We start from the raw sequence: 15,870 nt of genomic DNA, 5'->3' as shown, positions 1-15,870 counted from the left end.
CGACCTGTGGCGAGGGAGCTTGCTCCCGTTGGGGCGCGAAGCGGCCCCAAAAATGGGACTGCTACGCAGTCCAGCGGGAGCAAGCTCCCTCGCCACAGGGACCGGTTCTGTCTTAACTGACTGGCATTAGAGCAAGCCCGCTCCCACATCTGCATTCAGTAGGCCTATTGCATCGTGGGAAACGTCTGCAAGTGACAGGCATTGCCCCGGCTCACCGTTGAGTGTTTTACGCTCCTGTCTCTCCACTTCTCAACGGTCGCTTGCCATGAGCCACTTGCGTCATACCTTGTTGATCTGCTGCTTTTTCATGTCACCCCTCGTCTTCGCCGGCACCGTACTGGAGAACGCGTTATGGCGGGTCGAACTCGACGCGGCCACCCTCGCTATTCGCGTTACACCCAGCGGCCAGGCGGCGGTGCAAGCGTCCAGTGGCGTACCGGCCCGTGCCGTGAGCCGCCTTGTACACAGCGATCAAAAGGCGGATTGGCAGTGGGATGATGGTGCCTTTCGCGTGAGCGCCAGCCTTGAGCAGCGCGATCTGGTATTGACCCTTCACGCGCGTGAGCCCGGCCAACTGCCCGTCCTTCAACAACCGCCCAGTGCCCTGGGCACGGGGTTGATCTGGCCCTTGGCCGAAGGGCATTACGTGCCCGTCGGCAATGCCGTATGGAAAGCGTTTCTCCGGGATTACGGCGACATCAACACCACCCAGGACCTGAGCCTGCCGCTGTGGGGCACGGATCACGGCAGCTTCACCTTGAACTGGCTATTGACCAACCCCTACAACAACCGCCTGCGCTGGCGGGAGGACGTGGCGCTGTCACTGAGCCATGAATTCACTTCGCTAGATCCCTCTGCACCGATGACGCTGCTGTTGCACCTGGGCGACGCCGACCCGTTGGCCGGCGCCAAGCGCTATCGTCAGTGGCTGGTGGAGCAGGGCCGTTACGAGCCGTTGGCGGACAAGCTGCGGCAAACGCCCGAGGCGGCCAAATTGCTCGGTGCCAGTCACGCTTACCTCTGGGGCAACGACTTGCTGGCGCTGGACGATGTGCGTGACTGGCCAGCGTTGGTCAAACGGCTGCGCACGCACGAGCTCAAGGGGCTGATGGGCAAAGAGCCTGCGCAGGTGCTCGCGCAGGCGACCGCATTGAATCGCTATGAGCAGACCGTGCTGTTGCGCGGCCTTAATGCGGCCATCAACACGAAGGCCCGGCAGGCCTGGCAAGTGGAAGAGCCCGACATGGCTCGCCTTGCCGCGCGTTACGGCGAGTTGCGCAGCCAACTGGCCTTGGATTTTTCCGGGGCCTTGAGTGATCGTCCCGAAACCTGGGGCAATACGACCATTCGCAGCTTGCGCGACGCCGGCCTGCAGCGTTTGCTGTTGACCCTGGGCGATGGTTGGGAAGGCGGCCTGTGGCACCCCGAAGCAATTCGCTCGGGGGTGGACGCCGGCTACTTGATGGCGCCCTACGACTCCTATGAAACGGCCCTGTCCGCCACTGAAAACCCTGACTGGGCCACTGCCCATCTGGGCGGCAAAGCGCATCGTGACTGCGCGATCGTGTTGAAAAACGGCAGCCTGAAAAGCGGTTTCCAGCAATCCGGTCATTACACCGATCCGCGCTGTGTGCGGCCTTTGCTGGAGGCGCGAGTCAAAGCGGTGCAGGCTGCCGCCGGTTTCAATGCCTGGTTCCTCGACGCGTACGCCACCGGCATGGTGTTCGACAGCTACCGCGACGGCGCTTCCATGACCCAGGCGCAGAATGCCGACGGCAATATCGACGCCTCACGCTGGATCAACAGTGTGCTCAAGTTGGCTACGGGCTCTGAAGACGGCAATGCCAGCACCGCCCAGGGCATCCTGTTTGCCCACGGTATGCAAACACCGGTGATCGGTTGGGGGGACGCCGATATGGCGCAGGACAGGCAATCACCCTACTACGTGGGCAACTGGTACCCGCCGGAGCAACCGGCCGTGTTCTTCAAGCCGGTGCCTTTGAAAGCGTCGCTGCGCACGCTGTATTTCGATCCGACGATGCGCCTGCCGCTGTATCAGGCGGTGTTTCATGGCTCGGTGATCACCACCCACCACTGGTTGTTCGACAGCCTGAAGTTGAGCACTGTGCAGGCTGAAAATGAGCTGACCCAACTGCTCTACAACGTACCCCCGCTGTATCACCTCAGCGCGGCGACACTCAAGGAGCGGCTGCCGGTGATTCAGCGCCAGGACGCGTTTTTTCGCCCGCTGCATCAGCGATTGGCGACCCAGGCGATGACTGATTTTCGCTGGCTGACAGTGGACAAACAGGTGCAGCAAACCACCTTCGCCGATGGCACGCGTTTGGTGGCGAATTTTTCGGACGCGGAACAGGAAGGGTATGCGGCGCGCAGTTTGACGGCGTTGGTGGAGGGAGAAGAACCAGTGGTGTATCAGGTGAAGTAACGGTGTGCCTGCTGACGCCATCGCGGGCAGGCCCGGCTCCCACAGGGAGAGCATTCCCACTGTAGGAGCGGGCTTGCCCGCGAAGACGTCAGACCAAACAACGCGGGTCTAAACTTTGCGCCACACGCTGGCCAACCAAGGCTGTTGCTCCCGAGGCAACCCGGCCGGGCGGTAGTAATGCTCCAGCTCTTCAAACCCTGCCTCGTTCAGCAACGCCTGCCATGCTTGCAGGTCGTGATAAGACCCATAGCGCGGGCCATTCCAACCTTCCTGGTTTTCGCCTCGTGGGTTGGAACTGAAGAGCACACCACCGAGCTTCAACGCCCCATGCAACTCCTTGAGCACCCGTGGCAATTCCTGCTTGGGTATGTGGAACAGCACCGCATTGGCAAAGATTCCGTCGAAGCGCGCGGCGGGCAGGTCCAGCTTGAGGAAATCCTGCTGCAACACTTCGCAGCCACTGTCTTCACGCGCCATCTGCGCAAACCGCTCGGAACCATCGAGCCCCACGGCGATATGCCCCATGCGGGTGAAGGTCTGCAAATCCCTCCCCGGCCCGCAGCCGAAATCCAGCACGGTAAACGGCGCCGTACCCTGGATATGCCGCAGCAACGCGTCGATGTTCTGGCTCACATCGTGATCGCGGGTGCCTTCACGGAAGTCGTCGGCCACTTTGTTGTAATGGCCGAGGGTGGTGGTGGTGATCTGGTTAAGGTCGTCGGGTTTGAGGGTCATGACAGGCAATACCGGGCGCTGAGATGCGCCGACTATACCTCACCTCTTGTTCAGTACCCGCGCCAGTCGGTCCCCGCCGAGTTGAATCACCGCCACCAACACCACCAGCAGCACAATCACCGTCAGCATGATCTGCGTATCGAAACGCTGGTAGCCATAGCGGTACGCAATGTCGCCCAAACCTCCGGCGCCAATCGCCCCGGCCATGGCCGATGAGTTGATCATGGTGACCAGGGTAATAGTGAACCCGCCGACGATCCCCGGCAGGGCTTCCGGCAGCAGCACGTGCCAGATGATGTGCCGGCGGCGGCAACCCATGGCCTGCGCGGCTTCGATCAGGCCGTGGTCGACTTCGCGCAGGCTGACTTCGGCGATGCGCGCGAAGAACGGCGTGGCCGCGATGGTCAGCGGGACGACGGCTGCCCATACGCCGTAGGTGGTGCCCACGATCAGGCGGGTGAACGGGATCAAGGCCACCATCAGGATCAGAAAGGGAATCGAGCGGAACAGATTGACGAAGGCGCCCAGCGCGCGGTTCAGCGCCGGCGCCTGGTAAATGCCACCTTTGTCGCTGGTGACCAGAAACACTGCCAGCGGAATCCCCACCAGCAAGGCGATCAACGAAGACACGCCCACCATCAACAAGGTGTCGATGGCGCCCTGCACTAAACGATCAAACCACATAGCCCAGCACCTCCACCCGTTGTGCCCAATGCCCGGCGCGGTTGCGCAAGGCGTCGGCGGTGTGCGGCGATCCGTTCACCGCCAGCAACAATTGCCCCAGGGCGTGCCCCTGGATGCGTTCCACACCGCCTTGCAACAAACGCACGCGCCCGCCGAGGGCGCTGAACAGTGCGGCAAGGTCCGGCTCATCGCTATCGCTGCCGGTGAACTGCAAGCGCAGCACCAGCGCGGCGTCGGCCGACGTGGAGGTGGGCTGCAGCCGGTCTTGCAACTCGAGCGGCAAGCCGTGTTGCAGCGGTGCGAGCAGGGTCTTGCTGACCTCATGCATGGGGTTGCCGAACACTTGCCACACCGGGCCTTGCTCGACGATTCGCCCGTGTTCCAGCACCACCACGCGGTCGCAGATTTCGCGGATCACCGCCATCTCATGGGTGATCAACACGATGGTCAGGCCCAGGCGTTGGTTGATTTCGCGCAGAAGGCCGAGGATCGACTGAGTGGTTTCCGGGTCAAGGGCCGAGGTCGCTTCGTCGCACAGCAGAATCTCGGGGTCGTGCACCAGCGAGCGGGCGATGCCCACGCGTTGTTTCTGCCCGCCAGAAAGCTGCGCCGGATAGGCGGTGTGCTTGTCCTGCAAACCTACCAGTTCCAACAGCTCACGCACCTTTTGCTCACGTTGGGGCTTGGGTACGCCTGCGACTTTGAGCGGCAACTCGACGTTCTGCCACACGGTCTTGGCCGACATCAGGTTGAAGTGCTGGAAGATCATGCCGATGCGCCGCCGCAGCGCTACCAGCCGGTCTTCATCGAAACCGCCGATATCCACCTGATCGATCAGCACCCGGCCGCTGCTGGGTTGCTCCAGGCGGTTGATAGTGCGGATCAGCGACGACTTGCCGGCGCCGCTGCGGCCGATGATGCCGAACACTTCGCCACGCTGGATCGCCAGGTCGATGCCTTGCAAGGCATGCACCGTGCCGTCATAGGTTTTGCCCAGGTTGATGAAACGCACATGGGCGCTGTTCAAATTCGGATGCAGTTCGGTCTGTTCGGCGTCCCTGGGCGGCGTGCCCAGGTCGCGCAGTTGGGCATTGGCGGCGGTCATTTTTTATCGTCCCAGCCGACTTGATAAAGCTTGCCGAGGGATTTATCCAGGGCGGCGCGCACCACCGGCGAGTGCTGGTAGATGTCGACGAACTTGATCACCCGTGGGTCGGTTTTGCTCTTGGGCTGGATCACGAACTGGATCACGTATTCCGGGTGGTCGAGGCCGTCGAACAGCAGCGCCGACTCTGCATCGAAGGTCTTTGACAGGCGGATATACGCCGGATAGCCCTGCACCAGGTCGGCATCGTCATAGGCGCGCACCAGTTGCACGGCTTCCACTTGCAGGATCTTGAGTTTTTTCGGGTTGCTGACGATGTCTTCTTCGGTGGCCTTGTAGCCCACGCCCGGCTTGAGGCTGATCAGCCCGGCCTTGGCCAGCAGTTGCAGGCCGCGACCGCTGTTGATCGGGTCGTTGGCGATGGCCACGCTGGCGCCTTCGGGCAGGTCGTTGAAGCGCTTGTACTGCTTCGAATACAGGCCGACGTTATTGATGATGCCCGGCGCGTAAGGGACCAGGTCAAACCCGGCGGCGGCCTTGGCGTTTTCCAGGAAGGGGATGTGCTGGAAGTAATTCACGTCGATATCGCCGGCGGCGAGGCTGACGTTAGGCGCGATCCAGTCGGAGAATTCCACCAGTTCGACGTTCAGGCCCTGTTTGCCGGCTTCTTCGACTGCGGCCTCCAGCGGAATCGCGAAGGCGGCGGTGGTGCCGACTTTCAGTGGCGCCTCCGCGGCGAATACGGCCGAGCTGAACAAGCCGAAGGCCAGGGCCAGTGCTTTGACTGGGTGGGTGAGCAGTGGTTTTTTCATCATTAATTTCCAGTCATGAGGTGCAGGTAGAACAATGAAGGTCTGAATGTGGGGCTGGCTGTGGCGAGGGAGCTGGCTCCCGTTGTCTGCGCAGCAGACTCCCGCTTCGTTGGGGCGCTTCGCACCCCAGCGCAAGCAAGCTTGCTCGCCACTGCAAGCCCGCTCCCACATTTTTGGGTTAGTGGCGGTAGGTGGAACCGGTGTGTTGTTCGGGCAAGCGAGCGGCACCGTGGAAGACTTTTTCACGCAGCGTGCCCTGCTCATAGTCGGTCTTGTACGACCCACGCTTTTGCAGCTCCGGCACCACCAGATCGATAAAGTCCACATAGCTCTCCGGCGTCACAATGCGCGTGAGGTTGAAGCCATCCAGGCCGGTCTCGCTGATCCACGATTCCAGCTCGTCAGCGACTTGCCCAGGCGAGCCCACCAGCGTGATATAGCGCCCGCCCAGCGCGTGCTGCTCGAGCAATTTGCGTCGCGTCCAGTCGTTGTTCTGCAGGTTCCTGGTGGCCGACTGGATCGCGTTGCTTTTCACGTACTGGATCGGCTCATCCAGTTCGTACTCGGAAAAGTCGATTGCCGTGGACGCCGAAAAATGCGCCACACCCGCCTCCGCGCTGGCATAGCTGAGGTACTCGGCATGCTTGGCCCAGGCAAGGTCTTCGGTGGCGCCGACGATCACGTTAAGGCCCATGAACACCTTGATGTCATCCGGGTCACGCCCGGCCTGCACCGCGCTGGCGCGCACCTTGTCCACCTGGATTCTGGTCGCGGCCTTGGTCTGCCCGCTGATGAACACGCACTCGGCATGGCGCCCGGCGAACTGCAGGCCACGGTCCGAACTGCCGGCCTGGAACAGCACCGGCGTGCGCTGCGGCGATGGCTCGCACAGGTGATAGCCCTCCACCTGATAAAACTCGCCGTGGTGTTCGACCTTGTGCACCTTGCCCGGCTGCGCATACACCCGCGCCTGCGGATCGTTGACCACCGCGTCATCTTCCCAACTGCCTTCCCAGAGCTTGTACAGCACCTGAAGGTATTCATCGGCCTGGTCATAGCGGCGGTCATGCTCGACTTGCTCGGTCAGCCCCATGGCTTTGGCGGCGCTGTCGAGGTAGCCGGTCACGATGTTCCAACCCACCCGGCCCCGGCTCAGGTGGTCGAGGGTGGACATGCGCCGGGCGAACAGATAGGGCGGCTCGTAGGTCAGGTTGGCGGTGAGGCCGAAGCCGAGGTGGGTGGTGACGGCCGCCATGGCTGAGACAAGCAGGAGCGGGTCGTTGACCGGCAACTGGATCGATTCTTTGAGCGGCACGTCGATAGACTTCTGGTACACGTCATACACGCCGACGATATCGGCGATAAACAAGCCGTCGAACAGCCCGCGCTCCAGGGTTTTCGCCAGTTCGGTCCAGTACTCAAGAGTGTTGTACTGGGTGGACGTGTCCCGTGGATGAGTCCATAAGCCGTGGTTGATATGCCCGATGCAGTTCATGTTGAAGGCGTTGAGCAGGATTTTTTTCTTGCTCATCAGATAGTCCCCCGCAGTGGCGGGTTTGCAGCGTTGAGGTAGTAATTGCCCACCGCGTGATACTTCCAGCGCACCGGGTCGTGCAGGGTGTGAACCCGTGCGTTGCGCCAGTGGCGATCCAGTCCGTGCTCGGCCAGGGTCGCCTGGCTGCCGGCCAGTTCAAATAGCGTGCTGCCGGCGGCCAGGGAGATTTCGGTGCTCAATGCGCGCACTTCGGCGACGGCGATGGAGGCGGCCGCAACGGTCTGGGCAGTGCTGTCGGCCTGGGCGCGGTCGAGGAATTCGCCGGAGCGCTCCAACAACGCTTCGGCGGCGTGCAGGCGAGTGCTCAAGTGGCCGAAACTCTTCAAGGTCAGCGGGTCATCGGTGGCCTTGTCGCTGCCTGAGTCGATCCAGGGACGGGTCTTGGTGCGCACAAAGTGCAGCGCGTCTTCGAAGGCGGCGCGGGCGATACCGGTGTCGATGGCGGCGTGAAGAATCTGCGCCAGGGGGCCGACGGTGGTCGGGCGTTCGAACGCGCTCTGGAACGGGATCACATCCTGCGCCGCCACCCACACGTTGTCGAATACCACCGAGCCGCTGCCGGTGGTGCGTTGGCCGAAGCCGCTCCAGTCATCGATCACCGTCAACCCGGCGCTGTCGCGGGGCACGAAGGCCAGTTGCTGAACGCCCTGTTCATCCACCACCGAGGTGGGAATGCGCTGGGCATAGATCGCGCCGGTGGCGTAGAACTTGCGGCCGCTGATGCGAAACCCCTCGCCGTCGCGGGAGAGTTGGGTCACGCGGTCATGGGCGGTCTTGGTGCCCAGTTCCGCCAAGGCGTTGCCGAAACGCTTGCCGGCCAGCACTTCGGCGTACAGGCGTTTTTGCTGCTCGGCATTGCCGTTGACCCGCAGCACTTCAAGGGCATAGAAGTGATTTTGCGGGATCTGGCCGAGGGAGGCATCGGCCTGGGCAATCAGCGCAATGACCTTGGCCAGGGTGACGTTGGACACGCCGGCGCCGCCATAGGCCTTGGGCACGCTGATGCCCCACAGGCCGGAGCGCGAGAAGGCGTCCAGCTCGGCCAGCGGCAGGCGACGTTCGCGGTCACGCTGGGCGCTGTCGCGGCGCAGGTCTTCGGCCAGGTCGCTGGCGACAATAAGGGCGTGTTCATCGCTGGTGATGACCGCGATGTGATTGGAAAGCGTCATGAGTTCTCCAGAAGCTCGTGGAAAAGTGTTCTGGTCGGTTAAATCCAGGAATGGCGAGCCGGCAACGTGCCGTTCAAGCGATAGGCGCCGATGGCGTGATACTTCCAGCGCACCGGGTCGTGCAGCGTGTGTACCCGCGCATTGCGCCAGTGCCGGTCAAGATTGAATTCGGCGAGGGTGGCGCGGCTGCCGGCCAGCTCGAAGAGCTTTTCGCTGGCCAGCAACGACACCTCGGTAGTGAGTACCTTGGCCTCGGCGACGGCGATCGACGCGCGTGCGGCGGACTGCGCCGTGATCGGCGCGGCGCTGACCTCATCCAGCACCTGGCCGGCCTTGCGCAGCAGCGCTTGCGCGGCATGCAGCTCAATCTTCAACTTGCCGATATCGGCGATCACGTACGGGTCGTCGCTGGCCCGCTCGACCTTGGCGTCGATCCACGGGCGTGAGCGTTCACGTACAAAGGCGATGGTGTCCTCCAGGGCGCCATGGGCGATGCCGGCGTCGATGGCCGCCTGGATCAGCTGCGATACGGCACCCTGGATATTCGGGCTTTCACCCAGGCGCCAGTTTTCCACGATCAATTCCGGGTCCACCGGCACCCGGTCAAGCAGTACGGTGCCGCTGGCGGTGGTACGTTGGCCAAAGCCCGACCAGTCATCCACGATGCGCAGCCCTTCGCTGCCACGGCGCACAAACGCCATGACTTGCTTGCCGTCATCGTTGAGGGCTTTGATGGCCACCCAGTGGGCAAACAGGGCGCCGGTGGAGTAGAACTTCTGGCCGCTGAGCACATACCCGTCGCCGTCGGCCGTGATGCGCGCCTTGAGCTCCAGGGTATTTCTGGTGCCGCGTTCCGGGCCGCCATTGCCGATGCGCCAACCGTCGAGCACGCTCTGGAACAGCTGCCTTTTCTGGCGCTCGCTGGCGGTGTTCTGCAACAGGTGCAGAATGCCGAAATGGTTCTGCGGGATCTGCCCCAGGGCCGGGTCGGCCGCGCTGATGATGGCGAAGACGTCGGCCAGGGTGACGAACGACACCTGTGGGCCGCCGTATTCGCGGGGAATGGAAATACTGCCCAACCCGCTGCGGGTGAACTGTTCGATCTGCGCCCACGGCAATTGACGTTGCTGGTCGCGCTTGGCGGCTTGCAGGCGCGCGGCGTCGGCCAGCTCATGGGCGGCGCTGAGCGCCTGGGCGTCGTTGCGCAGCACGGTGGCCGGCAACAACAGTGGGGCTGCGTCCAGATCACTCTGGGGGGGTGTTAGAGCCAAGTTAGACATCAGCGCCGCTCCTTGGCTGCGCGCAATGCCCTGGCGTTGTGCACCGGGGTAATTCTGACCATACCGACCTCGCATTCAATGAAATAAACAGAAAAATCAGGAATGTCCGGTGGTCCGGTGCATATACCCTAAGCGTGTTTATTTTTTAAATAAACTAACTTTTAGGAATATGCATAGAAGGGTCATTACCCCGGCTCGCACGGGGAACCGAAAGGGCGAGGTTGATACACAGCCTTGGCGACGTCGGGGCGCATGGGCGCCCAGGCGGCAATGCGCAAGGTACGGGCCGGCGCCCAGCGTGAATTGTTGCCGACGCGGTCCAGGATGCAGTACGTCACCTCCAGGCGGCAGTCGTCACCGCCTTCGATGATGACCGTTGAAGGCACCCAGACCTGAACCGCCAGGCCCACGCCCTTGGTCTGGATTTTCGGCAGGTCCATGCGTACGTCACCCCAGCGCAGCGTGATGGCATCGCCACTGGCCATGTTCGCGTAAGGCTCGATGGTCAACGGAATACCGCGTTGCACCTGGCGACTGTTGACCCCCTTGCGGCGGATCGTTTCGGGCAGGCCGACGGGCGCCAGGTTCTGGTTTTCGTCGCTGTACAGGTTCGACGGCTGGCCGCCCGGGTAATTGGTCTTGACCCGTACCTGGGTAGTGGCCGAGCGCGCCGGGCCGTGGCCGATCTGCATGATCTGGTAATGCACCCGTGCCGGGCCATCCTGTACAAAACTTTCCGGTACCCGCAGGTGGGTGGGCGTGCCGATTTTGCCGGCAGTCACCCGGCGTGAGGCGGCAAAGCAGTTGTTCCAGAACAGCTCGATCAGGTCGCCTTCCTCCATGCCGGGGTAAGGTGCGATGTCGACCTGCAACTGGGCGGCCGCGTGGGCACTGATGCCGTTTCGAACCGCCTGGGGCAGGGTGGGTGCAGTCAGCATGGCCGGGGTTGTAGTGTGCGTCATAAGTGATCTCCTTGATGCAGCCAGCAGCAATCGTTCCGGGCCTTGGGGCGCGGGTGCGCAAAGGGGCCGAAAGAACGATTCAGTGAGTAGCCGGGATAGGATCCAATCCTCTGGACGTTAGATAAGAGGGTTGGGCCGGGGGCGTCAATGGCGGCAAAAGGCTAAACGGCGGGTTGGAGCAGATTCAGAAGGGTCTGACCGGAAGGGGGATTTCAGGAGGGGTGCGGCAGGGCGTTTTACAGACCGCCATGGCGCTTCCATGTAGGAACGCGCTTGTGTGGCGAGGGCGCTTGCTCCCGACGGGTTGCGCAGCGGTCCCACCCTTTTTGGGAGCGCTTCGCACACCCGCGCCAGCGAGCGTTCTCACCACAACAGGTGGTTTCAATGGGCGAGAAATTTGCTCAGGAACTGCTTGGTTCGCTCTTCCCTGGGGTTGGCGAACAGCGCCTTGGCCTCGCCCTGTTCGACGATCACGCCCTTGTCGAAAAAGATCACGCGGTTGGCCACATCCCGCGCAAAGCTCATCTCGTGGGTGACGATCACCATGGTGCGGTTTTCTTCGGCCAGGCTGCGGATAGTCGCCAGCACTTCGCCGACCAATTCCGGGTCGAGGGCCGAAGTGGGTTCGTCGAACAGAATCACCTCAGGCTCCATGGCCAGCGCCCGAGCAATCGCCACACGCTGTTGCTGACCACCGGACAGGCGCCGGGGATAAGCCGCTTCCTTGCCCGCCAGGCCGACCTTGGCCAACAGCCTGCGACCCAGTTCGGTGGCCGCCTCGCGTGGCATCTTCTTGACCACGATCGGACCTTCGATGACGTTTTCCAGTGCCGTGCGGTGGGGGAACAGGTTGAAGTTCTGGAACACAAAACCCACATGCTGGCGCAGGCGTCGCACCAGGCCCTGTTGCTGGTTGAGCGGCTTGTTGCCGTCGATCTCGATAGTGCCCACCTTGATGCGGCCGCTGGTGGGTTCTTCGAGAAAATTCAAGCAGCGCAGGAAGGTGGTCTTGCCGGAACCGCTGGGGCCGATGATGGCCACGACTTCGCCGGCCTTGACCTCAAGGTCGATGCCGTTGAGCACCACCTGACCGTTGAATTGTTTGGTCAGTTTTTCAACCACGATCATGCTTCAAGACTCCAGGTCGTGCCGGTTGACCCGGTCTTCCAGACGATTTTGCAGATGCGCCAGGATGCTCGCCAGGATCCAGTAGATCAGGGCTGCGGACAGATACATGGTGAAAATTTCGAAGGTGCGCGCCGACACCAGTTGCGCTTGTCGGAACAGCTCGGGCACCTGGATAGTGGCGGCCAGCGCCGTGTCCTTGACCAATGAAATAAAGCTGTTGCCCAGCGGCGGCAGCGCCGTGCGCATCGCCTGCGGCAGGATGGCCCGGCGCAACGTTTGCGCACGGGTCATGCCGATACTCGCGGCGGCTTCCCACTGGCCACGTTCGATGGAGGCGATGGCGGCCCGCAGGATTTCACAGGCATAGGCGGCCATGTTCAGCGAAAAGCCGATCATGGCGGCCGGGATCGGGTCCAGCTCGATGCCCACTTGCGGCAAGCCGTAGTAGATCAGGAACAATTGCACCAGCAACGGCGTGCCGCGAAAGAACGACACGTAGACGCGCGCAATCCAGCGCAGCAGCATAAAGCGCGACAGGCGCATCAATGCCAGGCCGAAGCCCAGCAACAGGCCGAAGAACATCCCGCCCAGGCTGAGGATCACCGTGTAATACGCGCCCTTGAGCAGAAAGGGCGCGGAGTCCAGCGCGAGTTGGAAACCTGCTTCCATTATTGAGTAACGTCAGCGTTGAAATACTTCTCGGACAGCTTCTTCAAGGTGCCGTCGGCGCGCAGCTTGTCGAGGGCCTTGTTCACCGCTTCAAGCAGCTCAGGTTCGCCTTTGCGCAGGGCAATACCCGATTCCTGGCGAGAGAAGGCCTCGCCCGCAGCGGCGGTGTCCTTGGCTTTCTTGGCGTATTCCAGAGCGGCCAGGCGGTCGATCAGGATCGCGTCGATGCGGCCGATGCGCAGGTCCTGGAACTTGGTCGGGTCGTCGTTGTAGGTCTTGATGATGGCTTTGGGTTGGTTGTCCTTGAGCCATTGTTCGTAGTTGGTGCCCAGGCCCACGCCGACTTTTTTGCCGGCCAGGTCGTCGGCGGTCTTGATGGTGTCGACGTTTTTCTTCAGGGTCAGCGCCTGGATACCGGAGATGGTGTAGGGCTTGGAGAAGTCATACTTCTTTTTGCGCTCTTCGGAGATCGTCACCTGGTTGACCACCGCGTCCAGGCGCTTGGAATCGAGGGCGGCGAGGATGCCGTCCCATGGCGTGGCTTGCAACTTGACCTTGACGCCCAGCTCTTTGGCCAGTGCTTCGGACAGCTCCACTTCGAAGCCGCTGAGCTTGCCGCTCTCATCGACAAAGCTGAACGGTGGGTAGGTGCCTTCCAGGCCGATCTTGATCTCGCCGGCTTTCTTGATGGTGTCCAGTTGCTCGCCGGCAACCGCCTGGCCGAACACGCCGGCGCCAAGCGCCAGGCCCAAAGTGCCGACCAGCAATGTGCGACGCAATACAGAAATAGTCATGAAGAGCCCCTGTGTTTTTATGGTGAGCGAAGCCGGTGACGCAGTAGCCGTATCCTGCCTTAAAGCGCGGTGCGCGTCTTCGCCTTCGGCGCGATGATAGTGAGAGTTTTTAAGATCTGAAAATAATATAAATAAAGCCGTTTATTCTATTTTTGAATATAGCGCTGATCTAACGCGAGAACGCGCAGGCCAGCCGCCACATCGAATGGGTTCAGTCAGTTAAACAGCGAGTCGTAGGCAAACAACGCCGGCGCGCCGCCGGTGTGCAGGAATATGATCGGCCCGTCCCCAAACCGCTGACGCCCGATGCCGTCCAGCAGGCCGGCCATGGCCTTGCCCGTGTAGACCGGGTCCAGCAACAGACCTTCCTGGCTGGCCAATAGTTTGATTGCAGACAACGTGCCCGCATTGGGCTCGCCATAACGCGGGCCGAAGTATTCGTCCCACAGGATCACCTTGAAAGCCTCGGGCACCTTCACGCCGAGCAGCTCGGCGGTACGCTCGGCCAGGCCTTGCACTTTCGGGCGTTGGGCTTCGTCGGTGCGCGACACGGTGATGCCAATCACGGGCAGCTTCGGCAACGCTTCGCTCAACGCCAATGCCAGGCCGCTGTGGGTGCCGGCGCTGCCCGACGCGAGCACCACGGCAGCAAATTCAAGGCCGCTGTCTTCAATCTGTGCGGCCAGCTCCAGGCCTGCGCGCACATAACCCAGCGCACCGAGGGCATTCGAACCACCGATGGGCACCAGATAAGGCTTCTTGCCGTTGCTGCGCAAACGGTCGGCGAGGGCGTTGAGTTGGTCGTCGACATTGTCGAGGTTCTCAACCAACTCCACCTTGGCGTCGAACAGTTCCAGCAACAAACGGTTGCCGTTACCCAGGTAGTTAGGGTCTTCGGTACCGGTGGGATTTTCCAGCAGGGCGACGCAACCCAGGCCGAGCCTGGCGGCCAGCGCGGCGGTCTGGCGCACGTGGTTGGACTGGATAGCGCCGGCGGTTACCAGGGTGTCGGCGCCCTGGGCGATGGCATCGGCGGCGAGGTATTCAAGTTTGCGCAGCTTGTTGCCGCCCATGGCCAGCGGGGTGGTGTCGTCGCGTTTGACATAGACGTCCCTGCCCAGCCAGGCCGACAGTCGCTCGAGTTTTTCCAGGGCGGTGGCGCCATTCAACAGGTCCAGGCGGTTAAAGCGGTCGAGTTGTTGTTTGATCATGGCTGCGCACGGTGGCTAAGTGATTGGCCGACTATAGGCAGGCACTTTTGATCGGGCAACCGCCAATCGCTTATGACGGATAGTTCTTAGCCTCATACCATTGGTTCTTAAGGGTTGCCAGGGCGCATACCGTAAAGTGATGGCCATTTCGTCAGGAGTGAATACCGTGAGTGAGCGTTCCAGCCATTGGCAATTAGAGACCATCGTCAGCCAACTGCGCAGCGCCCGGGGCCAGTGGCGCACGCGCAATGGACGCTTGAGTGGCGAACATGGCGGCCGCGAATTACCGTCCCGCGAGGCAGTGGCGCAGATTCTGGAAGCGTTGTGCGGTGCACTGTTTCCGATGCGCCTGGGCCCGGTGGACCTGCGCGAAGAAAGTGAAGACTTTTATGTCGGGCATACCCTCGACGTCGCCCTTAACGCCTTGCTCGCCCAGGCCCGCCTGGAGCTGCGCTACGCCGCGCGCCAGGGCGGCCAGGATCACAGCGAAGTCGACGCCCATGCCATTCGCCTGATCCAGGATTTCGCCCTGGCGTTGCCGTCATTGCGCAGCCTGTTGGACACCGATGTGCTGGCCGCCTACCACGGTGACCCGGCCGCGCGCAGCGTGGATGAGGTGCTGCTGTGCTACCCGGGCATCCTGGCGGTGATTCACCACCGTCTGGCCCACCATCTGTACCGCGCCGGTTTGCCACTGTTGGCGCGCATCAGTGCGGAAATCGCTCACTCGGCAACCGGTATCGATATCCACCCCGGCGCGCAGATCGGTCCGAGTTTCTTTATCGACCATGGCACGGGCGTGGTGATTGGCGAGACGGCGATCATCGGTGAGCGGGTGCGCATCTACCAGGCGGTGACGCTGGGCGCCAAGCGCTTCCCGGCGGACGAGGATGGGCAGTTGCAAAAAGGCCACCCGCGCCACCCTATCGTTGAGGATGACGTGGTGATCTACGCCGGAGCCACGATCCTGGGGCGGATTACCATCGGCAAGGGTTCGACCATAGGCGGCAACGTGTGGCTGACCCGCAGCGTGCTGGCTGGGGCGAACATCACCCAGGCGAATTTGCAGCATGATGATGGGGCTCAGAAGTAGTCCAGGTTGCGCTGATCCTGTGTGGGAGGGGGCAAGCCCTAATGCCAGTCAGTTAAGACAGAACCGGTCCCTGTGGCGAGGGAGCTTGCTCCCGCTGGACTGCGTAGCAGTCCCATTTTTTGGTGCCGCTTCGCGCCCCAACGGGAGCAAGCTCCCTCGCCACAGGGACCGGTTCTGTCTTAACTGACTGGCATTAGGGCTTGCCCCCTCCCACACAGGATCAGCGA

14 protein-coding genes are annotated in these 15,870 nt (G+C 62.1%); 2 read left to right on the top strand and 12 right to left on the bottom strand.

Annotation, left to right across the window (positions count from 1 at the left end; genetic code table 11):
- Window positions 1-265 precede the first annotated feature (265 nt).
- Window positions 266-2,446, top strand: coding sequence for a glycoside hydrolase (locus tag Q1V60_RS21690; RefSeq protein WP_300634604.1), 2,181 nt, complete (start codon window positions 266-268; stop codon window positions 2,444-2,446).
- Window positions 2,447-2,554: 108 nt separating this feature from the next.
- On the opposite strand, the gene Q1V60_RS21685 is transcribed toward Q1V60_RS21690, so the two are convergent.
- The 12 genes from Q1V60_RS21685 to Q1V60_RS21630 all read right to left on the bottom strand — a co-directional run bounded on the left by Q1V60_RS21685 (window position 2,555) and on the right by Q1V60_RS21630 (window position 14,550).
- Window positions 2,555-3,181, bottom strand: a complete 627-nt coding sequence (locus tag Q1V60_RS21685) for a class I SAM-dependent methyltransferase (RefSeq protein ID WP_300634601.1) — start codon at window positions 3,179-3,181, stop codon at window positions 2,555-2,557.
- A 39-nt stretch (window positions 3,182-3,220) separates the two neighbouring features.
- On the bottom strand, window positions 3,221-3,865 hold the full coding sequence (locus Q1V60_RS21680; RefSeq protein WP_300634598.1) for a methionine ABC transporter permease: 645 nt from the start codon (window positions 3,863-3,865) through the stop codon (window positions 3,221-3,223).
- Window positions 3,855-4,970 carry an ATP-binding cassette domain-containing protein gene (locus Q1V60_RS21675; protein ID WP_300634595.1) on the bottom strand — a complete coding sequence of 372 codons (1,116 nt, stop codon included), beginning with the start codon at window positions 4,968-4,970 and terminating at the stop codon, window positions 3,855-3,857. Before Q1V60_RS21675 ends, Q1V60_RS21680 begins: the two co-directional genes overlap by 11 nt.
- Complete coding sequence (locus tag Q1V60_RS21670) at window positions 4,967-5,782, bottom strand: MetQ/NlpA family ABC transporter substrate-binding protein (RefSeq protein ID WP_300634592.1); 816 nt, start codon at window positions 5,780-5,782, stop codon at window positions 4,967-4,969. The genes Q1V60_RS21675 and Q1V60_RS21670 overlap by 4 nt, the downstream gene beginning before the upstream one ends.
- Before the next feature lie 178 nt (window positions 5,783-5,960).
- On the bottom strand, window positions 5,961-7,313 hold the full coding sequence (locus Q1V60_RS21665; protein WP_300634590.1) for an LLM class flavin-dependent oxidoreductase: 1,353 nt from the start codon (window positions 7,311-7,313) through the stop codon (window positions 5,961-5,963).
- A complete protein-coding gene (locus tag Q1V60_RS21660) occupies window positions 7,313-8,506 on the bottom strand; it encodes an SfnB family sulfur acquisition oxidoreductase (protein ID WP_300634587.1) in 1,194 nt (397 codons plus the stop codon). The genes Q1V60_RS21665 and Q1V60_RS21660 overlap by 1 nt, the downstream gene beginning before the upstream one ends.
- A gap of 38 nt (window positions 8,507-8,544) precedes the next feature.
- Window positions 8,545-9,786 carry an SfnB family sulfur acquisition oxidoreductase gene (locus Q1V60_RS21655; protein WP_300634584.1) on the bottom strand — a complete coding sequence of 414 codons (1,242 nt, stop codon included), beginning with the start codon at window positions 9,784-9,786 and terminating at the stop codon, window positions 8,545-8,547.
- A gap of 185 nt (window positions 9,787-9,971) precedes the next feature.
- Window positions 9,972-10,748 carry a hypothetical protein gene (locus Q1V60_RS21650; protein ID WP_300634581.1) on the bottom strand — a complete coding sequence of 259 codons (777 nt, stop codon included), beginning with the start codon at window positions 10,746-10,748 and terminating at the stop codon, window positions 9,972-9,974.
- 381 nt (window positions 10,749-11,129) lie between these two features.
- Entirely contained in the window at window positions 11,130-11,876 is a 747-nt protein-coding gene (gene tcyN / locus Q1V60_RS21645) for an L-cystine ABC transporter ATP-binding protein TcyN (protein ID WP_300634578.1), read from the bottom strand.
- A gap of 3 nt (window positions 11,877-11,879) precedes the next feature.
- The gene (tcyL, locus tag Q1V60_RS21640; RefSeq protein WP_300634575.1) at window positions 11,880-12,545 is read right to left on the bottom strand and encodes a cystine ABC transporter permease; all 666 of its coding nucleotides are present in this window, start codon (window positions 12,543-12,545) and stop codon (window positions 11,880-11,882) included.
- Window positions 12,545-13,339 (bottom strand): cystine ABC transporter substrate-binding protein, encoded by a 795-nt coding sequence (gene tcyJ, locus Q1V60_RS21635; protein WP_300634572.1) that lies wholly within the window; start codon window positions 13,337-13,339, stop codon window positions 12,545-12,547. The genes tcyL and tcyJ overlap by 1 nt, the downstream gene beginning before the upstream one ends.
- 215 nt (window positions 13,340-13,554) lie before the next feature.
- On the bottom strand, window positions 13,555-14,550 hold the full coding sequence (locus Q1V60_RS21630) for a D-cysteine desulfhydrase (RefSeq protein WP_300634569.1): 996 nt from the start codon (window positions 14,548-14,550) through the stop codon (window positions 13,555-13,557).
- 166 nt (window positions 14,551-14,716) lie between these two features.
- Here Q1V60_RS21630 and epsC point away from each other — a divergent pair, with 166 nt between their 5' ends.
- Window positions 14,717-15,643 carry a serine O-acetyltransferase EpsC gene (gene epsC, locus Q1V60_RS21625; RefSeq protein WP_300634566.1) on the top strand — a complete coding sequence of 309 codons (927 nt, stop codon included), beginning with the start codon at window positions 14,717-14,719 and terminating at the stop codon, window positions 15,641-15,643.
- The last annotated feature ends 227 nt before the right edge of the window (window positions 15,644-15,870 follow it).

The sequence above is a fragment of the Pseudomonas sp. genome (assembly GCF_030147005.1).
Taxonomy (GTDB): domain Bacteria; phylum Pseudomonadota; class Gammaproteobacteria; order Pseudomonadales; family Pseudomonadaceae; genus Aquipseudomonas.
The sequence above is the reverse complement of the archived record's forward strand: the minus strand, read 5'-3'. Positions and strand labels throughout refer to the sequence as shown.